At 40.9% G+C, this 16,044-nt stretch carries 17 protein-coding genes; 5 read left to right on the top strand and 12 right to left on the bottom strand.

Annotated features, from left to right (window positions below):
- Positions 1-252: 252 nt before the first annotated feature.
- The 9 genes from BLU98_RS06725 to BLU98_RS06690 form a co-directional block, all read right to left on the bottom strand.
- A complete protein-coding gene (locus BLU98_RS06725; protein ID WP_092723260.1) occupies positions 253-1,332 on the bottom strand; it encodes a DUF5677 domain-containing protein in 1,080 nt (359 codons plus the stop codon).
- Positions 1,333-1,429: 97 nt separating this feature from the next.
- The gene (locus BLU98_RS06720; RefSeq protein ID WP_092723259.1) at positions 1,430-1,696 is read right to left on the bottom strand and encodes a hypothetical protein; all 267 of its coding nucleotides are present in this window, start codon (positions 1,694-1,696) and stop codon (positions 1,430-1,432) included.
- A gap of 410 nt (positions 1,697-2,106) precedes the next feature.
- On the bottom strand, positions 2,107-2,832 hold the full coding sequence (locus BLU98_RS06715; protein ID WP_092723258.1) for a hypothetical protein: 726 nt from the start codon (positions 2,830-2,832) through the stop codon (positions 2,107-2,109).
- A gap of 116 nt (positions 2,833-2,948) precedes the next feature.
- On the bottom strand, positions 2,949-3,854 hold the full coding sequence (locus BLU98_RS06710; protein WP_092723257.1) for a nucleoside 2-deoxyribosyltransferase: 906 nt from the start codon (positions 3,852-3,854) through the stop codon (positions 2,949-2,951).
- Between the two features lie 179 nt (positions 3,855-4,033).
- Positions 4,034-4,498 (bottom strand): hypothetical protein, encoded by a 465-nt coding sequence (locus BLU98_RS06705; protein ID WP_092723256.1) that lies wholly within the window; start codon positions 4,496-4,498, stop codon positions 4,034-4,036.
- Between the two features lie 593 nt (positions 4,499-5,091).
- Positions 5,092-5,337, bottom strand: a complete 246-nt coding sequence (locus BLU98_RS06700; protein ID WP_257574770.1) for a hypothetical protein — start codon at positions 5,335-5,337, stop codon at positions 5,092-5,094.
- Positions 5,338-5,736: 399 nt separating this feature from the next.
- Positions 5,737-6,753 carry a virulence RhuM family protein gene (locus BLU98_RS06695; RefSeq protein ID WP_092723254.1) on the bottom strand — a complete coding sequence of 339 codons (1,017 nt, stop codon included), beginning with the start codon at positions 6,751-6,753 and terminating at the stop codon, positions 5,737-5,739.
- Between the two features lie 47 nt (positions 6,754-6,800).
- Positions 6,801-6,968, bottom strand: a complete 168-nt coding sequence (locus tag BLU98_RS18060) for a type I restriction endonuclease subunit R, EcoR124 family (RefSeq protein ID WP_371937783.1) — start codon at positions 6,966-6,968, stop codon at positions 6,801-6,803.
- Between the two features lie 24 nt (positions 6,969-6,992).
- Positions 6,993-7,268, bottom strand: coding sequence for a hypothetical protein (locus BLU98_RS06690; protein WP_092723253.1), 276 nt, complete (start codon positions 7,266-7,268; stop codon positions 6,993-6,995).
- Between the two features lie 161 nt (positions 7,269-7,429).
- Between BLU98_RS06690 and BLU98_RS06685 the strand changes: the two genes are divergently transcribed.
- On the top strand, positions 7,430-7,633 hold the full coding sequence (locus tag BLU98_RS06685) for a helix-turn-helix transcriptional regulator (RefSeq protein WP_092723252.1): 204 nt from the start codon (positions 7,430-7,432) through the stop codon (positions 7,631-7,633).
- Between the two features lie 45 nt (positions 7,634-7,678).
- Here BLU98_RS06685 and BLU98_RS06680 read toward each other — a convergent pair whose 3' ends face one another.
- The 3 genes from BLU98_RS06680 to BLU98_RS06670 form a co-directional block, all read right to left on the bottom strand.
- Positions 7,679-7,888, bottom strand: a complete 210-nt coding sequence (locus BLU98_RS06680; protein WP_026772797.1) for a hypothetical protein — start codon at positions 7,886-7,888, stop codon at positions 7,679-7,681.
- An 80-nt stretch (positions 7,889-7,968) separates the two neighbouring features.
- Positions 7,969-8,613 (bottom strand): DUF6266 family protein, encoded by a 645-nt coding sequence (locus BLU98_RS06675; protein WP_092723251.1) that lies wholly within the window; start codon positions 8,611-8,613, stop codon positions 7,969-7,971.
- A gap of 417 nt (positions 8,614-9,030) precedes the next feature.
- On the bottom strand, positions 9,031-10,134 hold the full coding sequence (locus BLU98_RS06670) for a hypothetical protein (RefSeq protein ID WP_092723250.1): 1,104 nt from the start codon (positions 10,132-10,134) through the stop codon (positions 9,031-9,033).
- Between the two features lie 95 nt (positions 10,135-10,229).
- Here BLU98_RS06670 and BLU98_RS06665 point away from each other — a divergent pair, with 95 nt between their 5' ends.
- The 4 genes from BLU98_RS06665 to BLU98_RS06650 all read left to right on the top strand — a co-directional run bounded on the left by BLU98_RS06665 (position 10,230) and on the right by BLU98_RS06650 (position 16,031).
- Complete coding sequence (locus tag BLU98_RS06665; protein ID WP_092723249.1) at positions 10,230-10,751, top strand: hypothetical protein; 522 nt, start codon at positions 10,230-10,232, stop codon at positions 10,749-10,751.
- Between the two features lie 62 nt (positions 10,752-10,813).
- Positions 10,814-11,413, top strand: coding sequence for an RNA polymerase sigma-70 factor (locus BLU98_RS06660; RefSeq protein WP_092723248.1), 600 nt, complete (start codon positions 10,814-10,816; stop codon positions 11,411-11,413).
- A gap of 51 nt (positions 11,414-11,464) precedes the next feature.
- Positions 11,465-12,574 (top strand): FecR family protein, encoded by a 1,110-nt coding sequence (locus BLU98_RS06655; RefSeq protein ID WP_092723247.1) that lies wholly within the window; start codon positions 11,465-11,467, stop codon positions 12,572-12,574.
- 139 nt (positions 12,575-12,713) lie between these two features.
- Positions 12,714-16,031: a SusC/RagA family TonB-linked outer membrane protein gene (locus BLU98_RS06650; protein WP_257574769.1), complete on the top strand. Its 3,318-nt coding sequence runs from the start codon at positions 12,714-12,716 to the stop codon at positions 16,029-16,031.
- The last annotated feature ends 13 nt before the right edge of the window (positions 16,032-16,044 follow it).

The raw sequence follows: 16,044 nt of genomic DNA, 5'->3' as shown, positions 1-16,044 counted from the left end.
ACGTGTTTTGGTTGGTTTGGTCACTTACCTAGACAACGACACAACATTTTTTGCTTCATTGATTATCAAATATTTTTCAATAGCACAACGCGTTATTAAAAAACTCTTCTTGCCATGTATTCTTCCCACTCTTGATATCATTAAATTCGTTGAGCTTCTTTTTTTCAAAAAAATCTAATATCGTGTTAATAGTTATATTTCTAAAGGGAAAAATCAATCTCATAGCAATATCTTTTCTTTAAAAAATCCTTCTTATTGTTTATTTTTTCGCTTCGGGAGATCAAATGTCTTCTGTTGTTTTTCAAATACTTTCTTCATTAGCAAAACATTCACATTATATTCCTCTTCAATTGAAAATTCATAAAGGATATAGTCATTAACCTCATGAAGAATACTGATTGTAAACTGCATTGGGTCTATAAATTTAGTCAGTTCAAAGTCTTGTTGCAAAAGTCTTGGCAATATAATTTTATTTCCGTCCATGAAACTTTTAAGGCCGTTGAAATTTGAATGAACCTGTTCACAACATAAAATATAATATGGCCTAAATCTATTCATCTCAACTCGCTCTTCTAAAAGCATAAAGTTTGCTTTTTGCTTTCCACTAAATAAATCGTCTGCCCATCCATACTCATTTTCTAAAAAATCTTTCCCATATTGCTTATTGACTTTTTCGATTCCTTTCTGCAATTTTAATTCAGTTGATTTAGGCAGTGCAGGAAACTTAAGCTCCTTATGATTTTTGTTAAAACTTAATATTTTTCTTTTTGAATTTCGTACTGAATGCTGAAAATATTTATCTGCAAGCCCATTGTCATTTTCAAGTGCGAGAACCAAAAGAACGATTGCATTCTCATAAAGAGAACGCCAAATGATCATAGCGCCATCAATATACCCAGCTAATAATTGGTTCACAATTTCATCTGCACGTCTTATAACTAAACCATAAAGTGAAACAGTCATTTTAAGGATACTGTCAATTTTTTTTCTCCTCAGTCGTTCTATAATTTTTCTATAAATAACAAAGCAACCATTAATATAAAGGATAAATGCTACAAAGGATTCCTTATTCTGTTTTGCAATCTCCTTTTGATTATTAAAATGTTTTTTTAGGAAATCATCTAAGTTAAATTCGTGATTGTTCAGATAAAATGTTGAAATACTTTCTTCATATTGAAAAAGAAGTTCTTCAAACTTAGGTGCCATTTTTTTGAGCACTTCCTCTTTTGAAAGGTCAGATGATTTGATAACTTCGTTAATTCTTTCAAGTAAAATCTCTTCAAAGTCCTTTATCAGTAGTCCTTTTATTTCTATATTTTTAAATCGTCCCAATTTTTCTTACGAATTTTATAAAAAAATATGTTTCTGTAAACAGTTAAAGGAGAAGGCCGAGGTGATTCAATTTTTTTAATAACAACTTTAGGATTTATTATAACATCCTGTAATGCCCTATTAACATTTCGTCAACTAATATTCCTTCTCCTTCATAACTTTGTCTATCAAGTTCTACCCAACTAAATTTATATTTTTCCTGATTTCGTCTTATGTTCAATATTAAAGAATGTGGTTCAACATCGAACCATGTTGAACTATAAGTCCCTTCATAATCGATACTTTCACCAGAAAGCGAGGCAGATTCTGATGTTACTTCTTCACTTTCATTGTTTGTAAATTCACCAATAAGATTTCCATACAATGCCGTTTAAAATAAAAAGTCCCCATTAACCTTTTGTTCATATTTTCTATTTTTAATTTTTATGTCTAAATTGGAATTAATTGATCAATACAATCGAGTTTGCATTTAGTCACAAACATAAAAACGGAGTTTCAGCTGTTTTTCTTCTTTTGTCTCAGTTAAAAGCCGCCTGGCTCCGCCCCAGGTCCTTCCACTTAGTTGTGGATATGCTATCTAAATTACACCACAGTTGGCTCTTAAAATACCCTGATGGTAGCCGTTAAACTACCAGTCGCCTCAACCTCCCCAAATGTCTTGTTTAAAATTTGTGGAGAGTCAGGGAGTTGCTTCTTTATGAAGGTTGTCTCTGTGCACCGTCAAATATTTTCAATGTTTCGGGATTCACACGCTCAAAATTCTCATTTCTCCATTCAATACTTGCTGAGTTTATATCTTCCGAACTTTCTTTTCCATAAATGTATTTTTTTTTCATTCTCAACAATTCCAAATAATCTTGCGTTCTTGTTCCTGTAAAGTCCTACAATTTGAGAAAGTCCACCTGTCTGCGGGTCTTTTATCTCTTTGAGGGTTTTGTGCAAACAATGATAAACGGCTCTACTTGTCCTATAATCATTATGTTTTTCTCTTTCCCATTGCAGCCAATTTTGGTCAAACTCCTTTGCTCCAGAACCACCGCTAAATACTTTGGTAGAAATATTTCCCAGGAAAATTTCTTCTTTCTTCAACTTCTTATCTGGCCCCAATATTGTTTTGAATAGTTTAAAAGCCTTTTCAAATCTTGTTCCGTGGAGAATTGTGAAACTGTCGCCAATAAATTTTGAGGGATAACTATCGAATGAGGTGCTTATGTAGGAAAATATTTTATCGCTTTTCATTTCTGCATTGTCAGAATTCTCAAGCAAAATACCATTGTCTATTTGAGGAATTATTTGTCCAAGGATCATTGAGGGGAACATTACATCACCACAAAAACCAAATATCTCAGGAAACTTTGTCGATCCAAAAACTTTTATTCCATAATCATATCTACCTGAGTTACCCCAAGTGTATCTACTGTCGGACGAAATGTAAATTGAAGCGATTTCCTTTTTATCCTTTTTGTCGTCAACTCCTATCCAAGATACTATTAGCGTCATTATGCAGGTTTTTATAACGTCTGACAGTTCTGAAATATACAAAATAATATATTATCTCAAAATCGCAACTATGTAACCGTCTAAATTATCAATTTCCATGTCATTGTGTATCATTTTCAATTATTCGTCTGTGCTTCTAGATATTTCTTCAACCTCTTTTCTACTGCTGTTTTACCGGCAATAGTGTTATCATAAAAGAGCGTCCTGAATCCTGAAATGTCAAAAGGGAGCTTATCTCTTTTTCTGTCGCATAGCAATATTGTTGGCTTACTGGTTGCATGTGCATAGCCAACTTCATAAAAGACGTTTGGATTATTTGGAGTGATGTCAGCTATAATTACAGAACTTTGTCTAATAGATTGGATTATATCTTGTAAAATTGGATTAGTCGTATGCGCTTCATCTGCTCTCTCGCATTCAAAGCCAAATTCTTCAACAACTGGCTTAATAACCTCGTTATACAATTGATTATATTCTTCTGTAAACTGCATTACTATAAATGCTTTGGGTTTTTTGGTACTTATCCTTATGTCGCGAACCATTATCTCATCGGTAGACGAAAAAAAGAATGTTATTTGAGACTGATTTAATTGTTCATATGCAGTCGATACAAGAACGTCATTAACAAATAATTCAATTATGGAGCCGTATACTTTTATTTTAAATGCATATTCCTGTTTTGATTGAAATGTCTCTTGCATTCCCGTTATTGATAATGGCTCAAAATTATTATTACTTCTATTATACTTTGTAATTCCATAAAGCCCATTATTCACGTTAAGTCCAACCAAAATCATTGGGGCATCATCATAGTTGAAAATAACCTGACACCGTCCATATTGGCTTTTCGAGATGATTTTAAATGATATTTCTCCATTATCAAAGCTAATATTAGATTTTACAACTGAAGACAAAATTTCTTCCTTAGCAAGCTGATTTTTAAAGGTCTCAGATTTATATTTTATTGTATTATCCTTTACTTCTGCTTTTCCTGATATTGTTATCCAATTAGTCTGTGTCATAGCTAAATTGTTTTATAACCAATACTTTTCATTTCCCTTTTGGTGGTATTTTAACAGGGTTAGGAGGTGGTGAAGACGGTTGATAACTATGCTTTTGTGGAAGTCCTGTTGGCTTTGGTGGTGAAGATGGCCGTAGTCCTTTATCTCCATTATTAGGAGTTGATGTGGGTTTACTCGTTTTACTCATGGTAAATATTTATTGTTACGAAAATTATAATGAATATTAGTCCTAAAATAAGTGTAGTTACAGTAAACCAGTTCACTCGACTCACTTCTTCATATCTTTTTTTAATTCTTTCATGATCATAATTTCCATCATTTATTTCACTGATAGTTCTGTTATGAAGATCTGCTGCTCGAATATGTGAAATGCAATTAATTAACAAAGTCGCCCCTAATAATACCCAGCCTAAATTCAACAACCATTTATATTCCGCTTTAGCGATATTTTTAATTACATCTTTTATAAATCCGATTGATAAAGCTAAAGTCCCTGCACTTATATACGATAGCTGTTTCTCAAAGTTTTCTTGACTCTTATGAAGTATCGTTATTAGTTCATCTTTGTATTTAGCAATATCTTCTTGCTTAAACGCTTCCTCTATTGTTGATGATTTTTCATTTGTAGCCATCTGTTCATCCATTCTACAAATTAGTTAAAAATAATTGTATGTATAATTTTTTAGCTAACATTCTCCTTGCAACCTCATCACCTGTCAACTACCGTATCACCAGTATCTGTTTATGTATCATACTGTATCATTGTTGCCCATAATCTGTCCGCTATTTCCCAAATCTGTTACGAATCAAGAGTAGTAACAGAATAGTACCTGGAATATGGCTGCTAAAGGCAAGGAAGGGCAAGCAAAGGCAAATGAAATCTGCTGATAATCAATGTAAATCATTGAGGATTGGTGAGGTCCCTCGGCTACGCTCGTGATGACGCAAGGTTGTTTATTTGCCGATGCAGAAAATGACTTGGGCTGATTTTAGTGGGTTTCAGAGAAATTAGTCCAGGAATGGTAACCGCGTTTTTTCAAAAGGCATTCATCCATGTTTCAAATCCGATTGTAGGGCGGTCGTGCTACTTTTTAGAGACATATTCTGTAATCGTAAGAATCTTTGTTTTACCAACTTTTTCTAAGACCAAAAGATCTTTGTCGCCAGTTAGTAAATGTGTTGCATATCCATCGTGGCTAAAGCTAAAAGAAAATTATCTTTTGGGTCGCGACAAATGTCAATTACTGAAGTCACAGTAATAAACTCCGCTTTTGCCGGCATACCTTTTTGACCTTACATTTTCTACCTCTTTTGTAATCTCTTCTAAAGTCGGTGGTTTCGTCGAAGCCTTTTTGCGTAGGCGCTTGATAACGCTCATAAATGGATCGCTCGAAGCCTCTGTGAGGGCGATTAATTTCAAATCTGCAAGGTCTCGCAGTAATTTGTCAGCCTTTGGATTTAATATGTCAACCTGGTAGGTCATGATTAGTCAAATTTATGAAAAGAAATTGAGTTTACAATAAGGTGATAACTTAAGCTGATACCCAACGTTCGAATTTTGCCACAAGGCTTGTATTTTATAACTACCCGACAGGCAAGTGATTCTGATCTAATAACCAGTTCCGGATCTGTTATATTTTTAGTGAAAAACATAACAAATTATTCGTTTATACTGATTTGCCTCATCTGAGAATGTAGCCGACCTTTTAATTCGTTCATATGTATTACACGCTTTTGAATGTAAGTGGAGCGCTGCATCGAAAGCAAGATTCCCGTCAACCTTCACAGATCAGTATCACCCGGTTCCTAAACAGGTTATCACCCCGGAAAATGTAAAGGATTTTTTGATGTGAAAAGGTCAGTGTCTGGAATTTTGATTTTATTATTTTTTCTTTTTTGGCTTGTTGGTAATCTTTTTCACTTCCTTGTCAAAATCACTTTCAAAATTGCGGTCTTGAATTACCCTGAATTTGCTGTACTCTTTCTCTGCCAGTTTCATTGCTACATCGTGGCTTACTTTTCCGGCATCTTTGAGTATGTTGTATTCGTTGAATTGAAGAAAAGCATCTAACCGTGTAACCCAATCAGCCATTTTCATAGGGATTTGCCTTTCGGCTTGCAGTTCGGCAAAATCAAGGTACATGGTAACGATGCGTTCCAGTTCTTTGATTTCCTTTTCCTGCAAGTAGTTCTTAGCCGTACCAATGTCCGTTTTCAAAACTTTGCCTTTGGGTGCATTCTTCCAGGTGGTTAAGCCCATATTGGGCTGTGAGGCATTGGCACGGTCTGCAATCAGTTCGGCTGCTGTTTTTCCTGTAATAGCCCAATGCAGTTTGTTCTGAACCGTTTTAAAGAACTTCTGCGTTATTTCTGCTTCCTTATTATAATCAATGCTGCACTGCTCGTATATGTCGGTTATTTTGAGGTAAAAACGCCTTTCGCTTGCCCGTATCTCCCGGATACGTTCCAAGAGTTCATCAAAGTAATCTTTGCCAAAGCGTTTGCCCTGTTTGAGCCTTTCATCGTCCAATACAAAGCCTTTGATAATGAACTCTCTCAGGGTTTTGGTAGCCCAAATACGGAACTGAGTAGCCTGATAGCTGTTTACCCGGTAGCCAACGGCTATAATGGCATCTAAGTTGTAAAACTTGGTTTTATAATTTTTGCCATCGGCAGCAGTAGCCGAGATTTCCTCGGCAACTGAATTAGGATCTAACTCCTTGTCTTTGAAGATATTTTTGATATGCAATGAAATATTATCGGTACTGCACCCAAAAAGATCAGCCATACGCTTTTGAGAAAGCCAAAAGGTTTCGTTGTTATAAATCACTTCAATGTTTACATTGCCTTCGGGTGAAGCGTAAAATATGATGTCGTTATTTTGATTTTTTTCCGCCATAGTTAAAATGTAATTTTCGCTTTACTCAAATTCTATTTTCTCCTTATTTAAAGTTGCCCACCTACACCTTTAAATTTTTCAATGAACAAAGTTAACTTTTGAAATACCTTTTGCTTTTTTGTTAAATACTGAGGATTTAAAGGACTCATTTTTGGTAACAGAGCATTCAATTCAGTTCCGTTTTCACTTGCGTATTCTCGTTTTAACGAAGTTATGATATCCTACAAAATGCTGCTTTCTCAATGAACATATTGTTTCATTGCATAAGCCGCTTCCAACAATTCTTCTAGAAAGTGATAAAACCGTAATAGATCGGCTCGGTCATCGGCATCGGTATAAAAAGGATTGTCTGTCGAAAGCGCTACTTCTACACAATTACACAATTGTTGCTTGGCAATCGAAAGAGGGTAAGCGTTAAAAAAACAGGCTATAACCCTATCGGGGTTTTGTAATTCTTCTTCGCCCAGCCGAAACGGCTGAGAGTAGCATGCTTGAGTTGGAAAATTCGATTTCATAGTTCAGTGTTTTACAACTCGAAAATAATATTATTATGCCTACAAAGCATAATTAACTGTTTATTATTTATAAAATAATCCCTAAAAAGCATTTTTTAGGTATAAATACCTAATCCACATTATCCCTATTTTACACATAAATCTACTTTAAAGGTTGTTTTATGGGACAAGGATACAATAGGATCAAAGCTGTTTTAGCCGAAAAAGGGCGGAATAATAACTGGTTGGCTGAGCAGTTAAATGTAAATATCAATACGGTTTCAAAGTGGTGCACTAATAACATGCAGCCAACCGTTGAACGTTTATTCGAGATTGCGAAAGTGTTGGATGTAAACGTGCGCGAGTTATTAGTGAGCACAAAATAAAAAGCCTGCCCCGTTTCCGAGACAGGCCCTCATTTCACCCAAGCATCACTCCTCTTTCTTCACCAACTGGCTCACCGCACCGATGACCGAGCCGGCCACCGCCGCATAACCCGCCATGGTTACCAATGCTGCAGGCATCGTAACAGGCGCGGTAAGAATGGCTGCCGAAATACCGGCAAGCGCCACCCCTATATTGCGAAGTTTGATAAAGAACGAAGGCGTGGGCGCGGAAGCCCTTTTCATTACTTCTTTCATAACTGTTTGTTTTTTGAATCGGTCCCCTTACTGCTCATAGCAGATTAGGGACCGGTCATTAGTAATAGGGTTTCCTTCGCCTACGGCGCAATGGCAACGGTTCCACCGTAAAGACTCTTCGACGCGCTTGTTTCATCTTCCGTTAAGAACAGCGTCCATACATGCACTGTTTCCCCGGAAAATACACCCACGTTGATGGTCATTTCACCCGCCATGCGCGGAGCTCCGTCTTTTACATAAAAGAACTGACCGATTGCTTCGCTGAACAGCACGATCACCGCTTTATCCAAAGGATTTGTTTTGGCTACAGCAGGATCATAAGTCCAGTTGAACCGCAGGTTGCTGCCCGGCAAGGCAGCAATCTCGGGCTTGGTGGCAATGGAAAGGCTTCCGTCACTGATACGCACTTTCGGGTAATCGATGGAGAAGGGCGAAGCCAGTCCGCCAATCGCTTCTTTCAGGTTATAAGACAAAGCGGCATTCACACCGGTTTTCTCTCCACTCGATGGCGCAAAGGTTACCATCAGCAGCTCATCGAGGCCTCGCAGGAAGGTTGACATGAGTTTGAATTTTTCCTGCTGGTCTAATTGGGATTGTGAAAATGTCCTGTTCTTTTTAAAAGCAGGACGGGCTCTCATCACAGGACGACCTTTCCAGGAAGAACCGATCACCGGTCCTGTTTTACCCGAAAATGCGCCCAGTAAGCCCTGAAGAATAGTAGACATAGTTTTTAAGTTTAAATTGGTTAAAAAATGGTTTTTGTTAGTGCCCGCTGCAGCAGGCTCAGCGCTGATTGTTAACGATGTAAAACTAGCAACCGGATAGGCGCACCGGGGGTGGCAGGGGTGGCGCCACCCCTATTAATTGGTTGATATTCAATGGTCTGTAGAAGGAAAATAGTTCGGTGGTTCGAAGCTGCTTCGGGAGCGTTTCGAGCGTTCTTCGACTGTCTCCCGGGATCGATTCGGGATTGATTCGGGTTTCCTTCGGAGATCCTTCGAGACCGCTTCGGGATCGCTTCGCAAATTCCCGAAGCAATCCCGAAGAAACACCGAAGCAGGTGCGAAGGAAACCCGAATCAATCCCGAAGCAGGTGCGAAGCGGCCCAGAAGCGGTCCCGAAGAAATGCCGAAAAAACTGCTTTATCGCAGATAGCTTTTTAAAAGATTGTGCATCCTGGCATTGTACTCGAGCAGGATCATAATACTGCCCCTGTCTTTTTCGTAGTATTTCTTCAGCAAGCTTTCAGCCGAAAGTCCATCGGCACGTGTAGTGCAACTATGCAGGCACATGGTCTTAAAAAATTCAGTAACGTTATCGCAAACCAATACACCCGCTTCTACCTGTACCCGGAGAAAAAGAGCCAACTGTTGCACAGAAAGACCATACTTCAAAAAAGGCTGTGAAGCCATAAAAGTTTCACCTTCCCTGGTAAAATTGCAGGCGGCAATTTCGGTTTGTATAATGTTGGTGAGGGTATGTTTACAGGAAGCTGCATTTACATAGAGCGCATAACCCGGCACTTCAATGATCCTGTTTACATGTAAGAGGTTATGCTTCCATTGTTCGAGCGCATTGCCTGCTGTGGGAAGGCCCGCCATATAACGGTCTACCAGGTATTGAACAAAACGCGCGCTGTTGAAATTATAAGCAACCAGTGTGAAGATGGCGCGCAGCGTGGTATTGCCGCTACCCGGCAGCGCAGTACTCACTTTTTCCAACAGCATTGTCCAGTAATCGGCCATCCGGTAGCTGGGTGTTTTACCGTTGCCAATATCTTCCAGGCTGTTCTTCACCACGCTTAGCAATTCATATTCCATGCCCTCGAATACACTATCCTCACCCGGACCGATGGCCTGTATCAGTTTTTCATGCAAAGGCAACCATACAGGCAGTGGCATGCTGCCGTTGTGATCGAAATGATCGGTATAATGATCTTTCAATGAATACAAAAAAGAGCAGAGCGCATCCTGTATGCGGCTGCGTAGTTTGGTATGGTTCTTCAATTGTTTCCGGTGCAGGTAGTTGAGCAAAGTATGCATACAACTTTGAGCCGTACGCACCAGCAGGTTCATTGATTTTATGCCAGCCATCTTTATGGCATCTCGCATGAAACGCAGCGACAGCTTGTTTACATGCTCCATTACTTTCTTTTCTTCCTGTTTGTTCAGTTCAGGAAGCTCGTCACCAGCCTCGATTGCCTGAAAAAGCTGGTCGTTAACTACAGCAAGGGCATTTTCTTCCATAAGCAGGTTTGGCAGAAAAATAATAACAATAAATCATGTTTGCAATTATTTACAGTGCATTTTTTATTAAATAATTTATTTATTTTTAACATTATATGTACTTAGTCCATTACATAAGAGCCTTCCCCACCATCCTGCTGACCATGACCTTGGGCATGTTTTGCATGGCTGTCAGCATCAAATTCCTGCTGTTCGGCGTTGGACCTTTCGCAATGGACTGGGCAGGCAGGGTTTTCATGGTTGGCAAACTCATGATGCTTGGAGTGCAATATTTTGTAATCGTTGCTTTTTATGAATTAAGGGAATACCTGGTGGAAAGTTGTCGCCAGCGCTTCAACACTATGCACGTTAAATACATTCGGTTTAGCATCATTTATTCCAACCTGCTGTGGGCGGCCGGCATGTATGCCTGCTTATTGCACCTGTGGTCTTTACCGAAATATTTCAACGTATATGTGGTTATTGAAGGAATAATATTAAGCGTATGGATATGGGAATGGTGCGGTATTGCAGTGCCCATGAGCGCTGCAAGGTATTGGAAGGGATTATTCTCCAAAAAAATCTTTGAAGAAAAGAACAACAAAAGGATATGCATTTTGCGCAATGAGGATCGATAAATTCGATTCATATGTAATTTCCGTAACTTTATTCCCGTTTTGCACGAAACAGGTTCTTGCCAATGTCATATCGTATCACACATGATGATGTTTTGCACGAGATTGCTCGTGGCAACCAGGTCGCATTCCGCGAGCTGTATAATCTGTATTTTCAAAAACTCTTTCTTTTTGCCAAAGCCATTGTAAAAACCAAAGACGGCGCTACAGAAGTGGTAGACGAAGTATTGGTGAACATCTGGAAGCAGCGGGAACAGCTTCCCGGCATACAAAACCTGCGCGTTTACCTTTATACCGCTGTAAAAAACAAGGCATTCAGCTACCTTTCGGCAAAAGCCAACCAGCAGATTGGCGGCGCTTTTGACGATATCGATATTGAAATAGCCGAGGAATATAATGCCGAAAAGCAAATGATCACAGGCGAGATGCTGCGCAAAATTCATGACGCTGTTGAAGCACTCCCGCCCCGTTGCAAAATGATCTTCAAACTGGTACGGGAAGACAACCTTCGCTATAAAGAGGTATCAGAGATCCTCCATATTTCCGAGAAAACGGTAGATGCACAAATGGTTATCGCTATTAAAAAACTCAGCCAGGTGCTCCGTCCCCATTTCGATGGCTTCCCGGATTTCAAAAAAACCAAAAAAAATCAGGACGCGCTTTAGGGAGATTCTCTTTTCTCCCGGTCTTTATAGTAAGACATCGATTGCGCAGCCATGCAGAACGACAAATTGACCGAACTAATCAGTCGCCATCTTTCCGGCGAAGCCAGTGAAGAAGAACTGGCACAGTTGCATGCGCATTTGGCCAACCATCCGCAGGATCAGTATTTTTTTGATATCCTTTCCAATTACTGGCAATCACACAACAACGATAATAACCCCAACGATACAACAGCATCGGGCAATCATTTTAACCAGTTGATGGAAAAAGCGCTGCGGGAAGATGAGGAAACGCCTATTGTTGTTCAACGGCCGCTTGTTCATCTGATGAAAAGACGATGGTGGCAATATGCAGCCGCAGCAGTCCTGATTATCGGACCCGCCTACTGGCTTTGGTCTGGCAGCAGTAAAACAGCCACAGCCACTACTTCACCAAAAAAGAATGAAATAACAGCCAATAAAGGCGCCCGCTCCAAATTGCGATTGCCCGATGGCACTACTGTTTGGCTCAACTCTGACAGCAAGCTAACGTACAACGATCATTTCAACGGCTCTGTACGCGAAGTGGAACTAACCGGTGAAGGCTTTTTCGATGTGGTGAAAGATCCGCGTCATCCATTCATCGTGCACACTTCCGGAATCGACATCCGCGTACTGGGCACGGCATTCAATGTGAAGTCCTACCCCCAGTCCAATACCATTGAAGCCACCCTCATCAGGGGCTTGATTGAAGTAGCCAGGAAGGATAGTCCCGATGGCCCCAAAGTTTACCTGCACCCCCACGAAAAACTGGTGTACCGTAAAGAAGATTCTACTTTCACTGCCACTACAGACAAATCGCATGTAACCGCCAACGCCACCGAAACCAATATGGCCATCTCCAGCGTACCGCACAATTTGCCCGACAGTACCCTGCCCGAAACCGCATGGGTATATAATAAGCTGATGTTCAACGGTGAGTCGTTCCAGGAAATGGCCGATAAAATGGAGCGATGGTTCAACGTGAAAATGGTGCTGGAAGATGAGAAAGTAGCCAATTACCGGTTCAGGGTAATTTTCGAGAATGAGACCATTGAACAGGCGCTGCAAGCCCTCCAATTAACTGCTTCCTTTAACTATAAAATCAACCAAGACCATGAAGTGCACATCTACAAGACCAGGTAATTCAGGGTAAGCCTCCCACCACCATAGAAAGAATCGGAGAATGCGACAACATTCCCCGACCTAAGGCTAAGACTGAGACAAGAAACCCAGATATCGCAAAATCAATGGGTTTCAATTGATTAACCTACAATCCAAATGTATGAAAAAAAGCGTGCAAGAAACGAAACGCTTCCTGCCATCACCCATCCTAAAAACAATTGTGCTTATGAAGCTGGCGATTGTTATCACCCTTTTCACTGCTTTACAGGCGCATGCCGGCGCCTTTGGCCAGAACGTCAGGATGCAGGTACAGCAAACAGAGGTAAGGAAGATCCTTACTTCCATTGAAAAATCTGCCAATGTCAGGTTCCTGTACAATTACGACCTGGCACCTGTTATCAAAACAAAAGTGGACTTTACCGCCAATAACGTTCCATTGCGCTCGGCATTGGATAACCTGTTGCAGAAAGTAAACCTTTCTTACAAAGTGCTGGACAATAACCTGGTGGTATTGCTCAAAGAAGCCGATGAAAAAAATGCGTATGACCAACGCGTCAGCGGAAAAGTTACCAATGAAAGCGGGCAACCTTTTGCCAATGTATCGGTGAAAGTAAAAGGCACCAATACCGGCACTGTTACCAACAGTGAAGGCGTGTACAACATTCCTATTAGCGGAAAGAATGCCGTATTGGTATTCTCTTTTGTTGGCTATGAAGACAAAGAAATCACAGTAGGAGAACAAACCACCATCAACACCTCCCTGGTGCCCAGTCAAAAAGAACTGGACCAGGTAATTGTGGTGGGATATGGCACACAGAAAAAGATCGACGTTACCGGTTCTGTGGCTGCTGTTAAAGGCGAAGACATCGCTAAACAAGCATCTACCAATCCTATCAGTGCTTTGCAGGGCAAGGTAGCAGGCGTTCAGATCACCAACAGTGGTGCACCCGGCTCATCGCCCCAGGTGCGCATCCGTGGCCTCGGTACGGTATACGGCAATGCCAATCCATTGTATGTAGTGGATGGAGTATGGTATGATGATATCAGTTTTCTGAACCCTGCCGATATTGACAATATCAGTGTATTAAAAGACGCTTCCAGCGAATCTATTTATGGTGTTAGGGCCGCTAATGGCGTGATACTGGTTACAACTAAAAAAGGCAAATCAGGACAAGCCATCGTTAACTATAATGGTTCTGTAGGATTCCAGCACGTGACCAATAGCATTAAAATGGCCAACGCCAATGAGTTTGCTACCATGGTTAATGAACTGGCTGCTGCCAATGGTAGCACTGCCCTCCTGGATCCTACCCAGTTTGGCACTGGAACCGACTGGTATCATCAGATACTGAGGAATGCATTGGTGACTAATCACCAGGTATCGGTAAGTGGGGGTTCAGAGAAATCAACTTACAATTTCTCACTCGGTTACCTGAAACAGGAGGGCCTTGTAACAGGCAATGATTATACCAGGGTTACTGCGAGATTGCAAAATGATTTCCAGGTATTCAAGAATTTAAAATTGGGATATACTGCCACGGCAGCTTCTAATAATTTCGTTGATATACCCGGTGGTATCTTCCACCAACTTTTCGCAGCAGCGCCAGTAGTACCTGTTTATTACAAAGATGGTAGTTATGGCGATCCCAGTGATTATAACCTGGGTGATGGCGCCAACTTCAATCCGCAGGCTACACTCGATTTCTTCAACCAGAAATCAAAGAATTACCGTGTTTCAGGAAGCGCTTATGGCGATCTGAAACTGATGCCCCACCTGACATTCCATACTAGTATTGGCGGTGAATTCGGACAAAATGAAGTGCGAAACTATCTGCCAGTATACACTGCTACTTTGAAGCAGCGCAACACCGCCAGCCAGTTGACTCTTTCGAGAGGAGAAACCAGGAACTGGATATTGGAAAACACCCTTACTTACGAGAATAAATTCAACAACCATAATTTAAAGGTGTTGTTGGGACAATCTGCACAACGTTACCAATCCTACGGATGGACTGCCACTGCACCCAATGTGCCCAATACCAGTGAGGGCGACTACTACCTTCGCCTGGGAAGCACTGCCGGAAGAAATGTAGATGATAACGGTTCCGTTGCCACTATTGCTTCTTATTTCGGTCGTGTTACCTATGATTACCAGGGTAAATACTTGTTGAACTTCTCTATGCGTGCCGATGGATCTTCTAAATTCTTCGGCGATAACCGCTGGGGTTATTTCCCTTCTGTTGGTGCAGGCTGGGTAATTACACGGGAAGATTTCATGCAACAGCAGAAGCTGTTTAATAACCTGAAACTCCGGGCCAGCTGGGGTAAGATCGGTAACGTATCCGTTCCATCGAACATCTCTGTGCTCACTGTAACACAGGCTCCTTATCTCACAGCCATCTTCGGCAACCAGCCTTATACCGGCGCCAGCATCAACTCGGTAGTACCTCCTACTACTTACTGGGAAAGAGGTGTGGGAACAGATATCGGTTTGGATGCATCGCTGCTGAGCAACAAGCTGACTGTTGAGTTGGATTACTACAATAAAAAAACAGAGAAAGCCATCTTTGATATTCCCATTCTTTCATCTGTAGGAACATCGTCTGGTACCATCCTTGGCAACCAGGCCGATTTCCAGAACAGGGGTGTTGAATTGGCCATTACCTGGAAAAATGAAATAGGCAAAGACATCACTTATTCTGTTAGCGCCAACCTGGGTATAAACGATAACAAAGTATTGTCTGTTACCACCGGCAGCAACCCCATCTATGGCGGTGGTGGAGCCGCTACAGGTGGTCAGTTGTCAACCCGTACCATGGTAGGACAACCCATCGGGCAGTTCTACGGATTAGTCGTAGCTGGTGTATTCCAGAACCAGTCGCAGATCACCGGATCAGCGCAGCCCAATGCCAAGCCCGGCGATTTCATTTATGTAGACCAGGATAAAAATGGTGTGATCGATGCCCGCGACAGGGTACCCTTGGGTAATCCAAATCCCAGGTACAGTTATGGTGTAAACACCAACTGGACATATAAGCAGTTCGACCTCACACTGGATTTCCAGGGAGTGGCTGGTGTACAGGTGTACAATGCCAACCTGGGACTGCGTTATGGTAACGAGAATTTTACCAAAGATTTTTATGATAAACGTTGGCATGGAGAAGGCAGTTCCAACAGCTATCCTTCTGCTAATATTGGTGGTGGCGATAACTATCGTCCCAATTCATTCTTCGTGGAAGATGGCAGTTATTTCAGGGTAAGGAATATGCAATTAGGCTATACCCTTCCTGCTTCACTGACAGACAGGTGGAAGGTCAAAAAACTCCGTGTGTACCTGAATGCACAAAACGCATTCAACTTCTTCAAGTACAGGGGCTTCACACCTGAGATAGGCGGATCGGCCATTAACCAGGGCATTGATACCAATGTTTATCCGTTGTATGCCACTTACAATTTTGGAGTGAACCTCACCTTCTAACAAAAAATCTTAC

This window comes from Hydrobacter penzbergensis, from assembly GCF_900106985.1.
In the GTDB taxonomy this organism is placed as follows: Bacteria; Bacteroidota; Bacteroidia; order Chitinophagales; family Chitinophagaceae; genus Sediminibacterium; species Sediminibacterium magnilacihabitans.
This window is presented reverse-complemented; position numbering and strand designations above follow the sequence as displayed.

What these genes read in the sequence shown, in the direction of transcription:
- BLU98_RS06680 (WP_026772797.1), bottom strand. Translation starts at nt 7,888, where the DNA reads ATGAAAGAAGTAATGAAAAGGGCTTCCGCGCCCACGCCTTCGTTCTTT.
- BLU98_RS06695 (WP_092723254.1), bottom strand. Translation starts at nt 6,753, where the DNA reads ATGGCGGAAAAAAATCAAAATAACGACATCATATTTTACGCTTCACCC.
- BLU98_RS06700 (WP_257574770.1), bottom strand. Translation starts at nt 5,337, where the DNA reads ATGACCTACCAGGTTGACATATTAAATCCAAAGGCTGACAAATTACTG.
- BLU98_RS06655 (WP_092723247.1), top strand. Translation starts at nt 11,465, where the DNA reads ATGCAGAACGACAAATTGACCGAACTAATCAGTCGCCATCTTTCCGGC.
- BLU98_RS06665 (WP_092723249.1), top strand. Translation starts at nt 10,230, where the DNA reads ATGTACTTAGTCCATTACATAAGAGCCTTCCCCACCATCCTGCTGACC.
- BLU98_RS06690 (WP_092723253.1), bottom strand. Translation starts at nt 7,268, where the DNA reads ATGAAATCGAATTTTCCAACTCAAGCATGCTACTCTCAGCCGTTTCGG.
- BLU98_RS06710 (WP_092723257.1), bottom strand. Translation starts at nt 3,854, where the DNA reads ATGACACAGACTAATTGGATAACAATATCAGGAAAAGCAGAAGTAAAG.
- BLU98_RS06660 (WP_092723248.1), top strand. Translation starts at nt 10,814, where the DNA reads ATGTCATATCGTATCACACATGATGATGTTTTGCACGAGATTGCTCGT.
- BLU98_RS06685 (WP_092723252.1), top strand. Translation starts at nt 7,430, where the DNA reads ATGGGACAAGGATACAATAGGATCAAAGCTGTTTTAGCCGAAAAAGGG.
- BLU98_RS06705 (WP_092723256.1), bottom strand. Translation starts at nt 4,498, where the DNA reads ATGGATGAACAGATGGCTACAAATGAAAAATCATCAACAATAGAGGAA.
- BLU98_RS06650 (WP_257574769.1), top strand. Translation starts at nt 12,714, where the DNA reads ATGAAAAAAAGCGTGCAAGAAACGAAACGCTTCCTGCCATCACCCATC.
- BLU98_RS06670 (WP_092723250.1), bottom strand. Translation starts at nt 10,134, where the DNA reads ATGGAAGAAAATGCCCTTGCTGTAGTTAACGACCAGCTTTTTCAGGCA.
- BLU98_RS06715 (WP_092723258.1), bottom strand. Translation starts at nt 2,832, where the DNA reads ATGACGCTAATAGTATCTTGGATAGGAGTTGACGACAAAAAGGATAAA.
- BLU98_RS06675 (WP_092723251.1), bottom strand. Translation starts at nt 8,613, where the DNA reads ATGTCTACTATTCTTCAGGGCTTACTGGGCGCATTTTCGGGTAAAACA.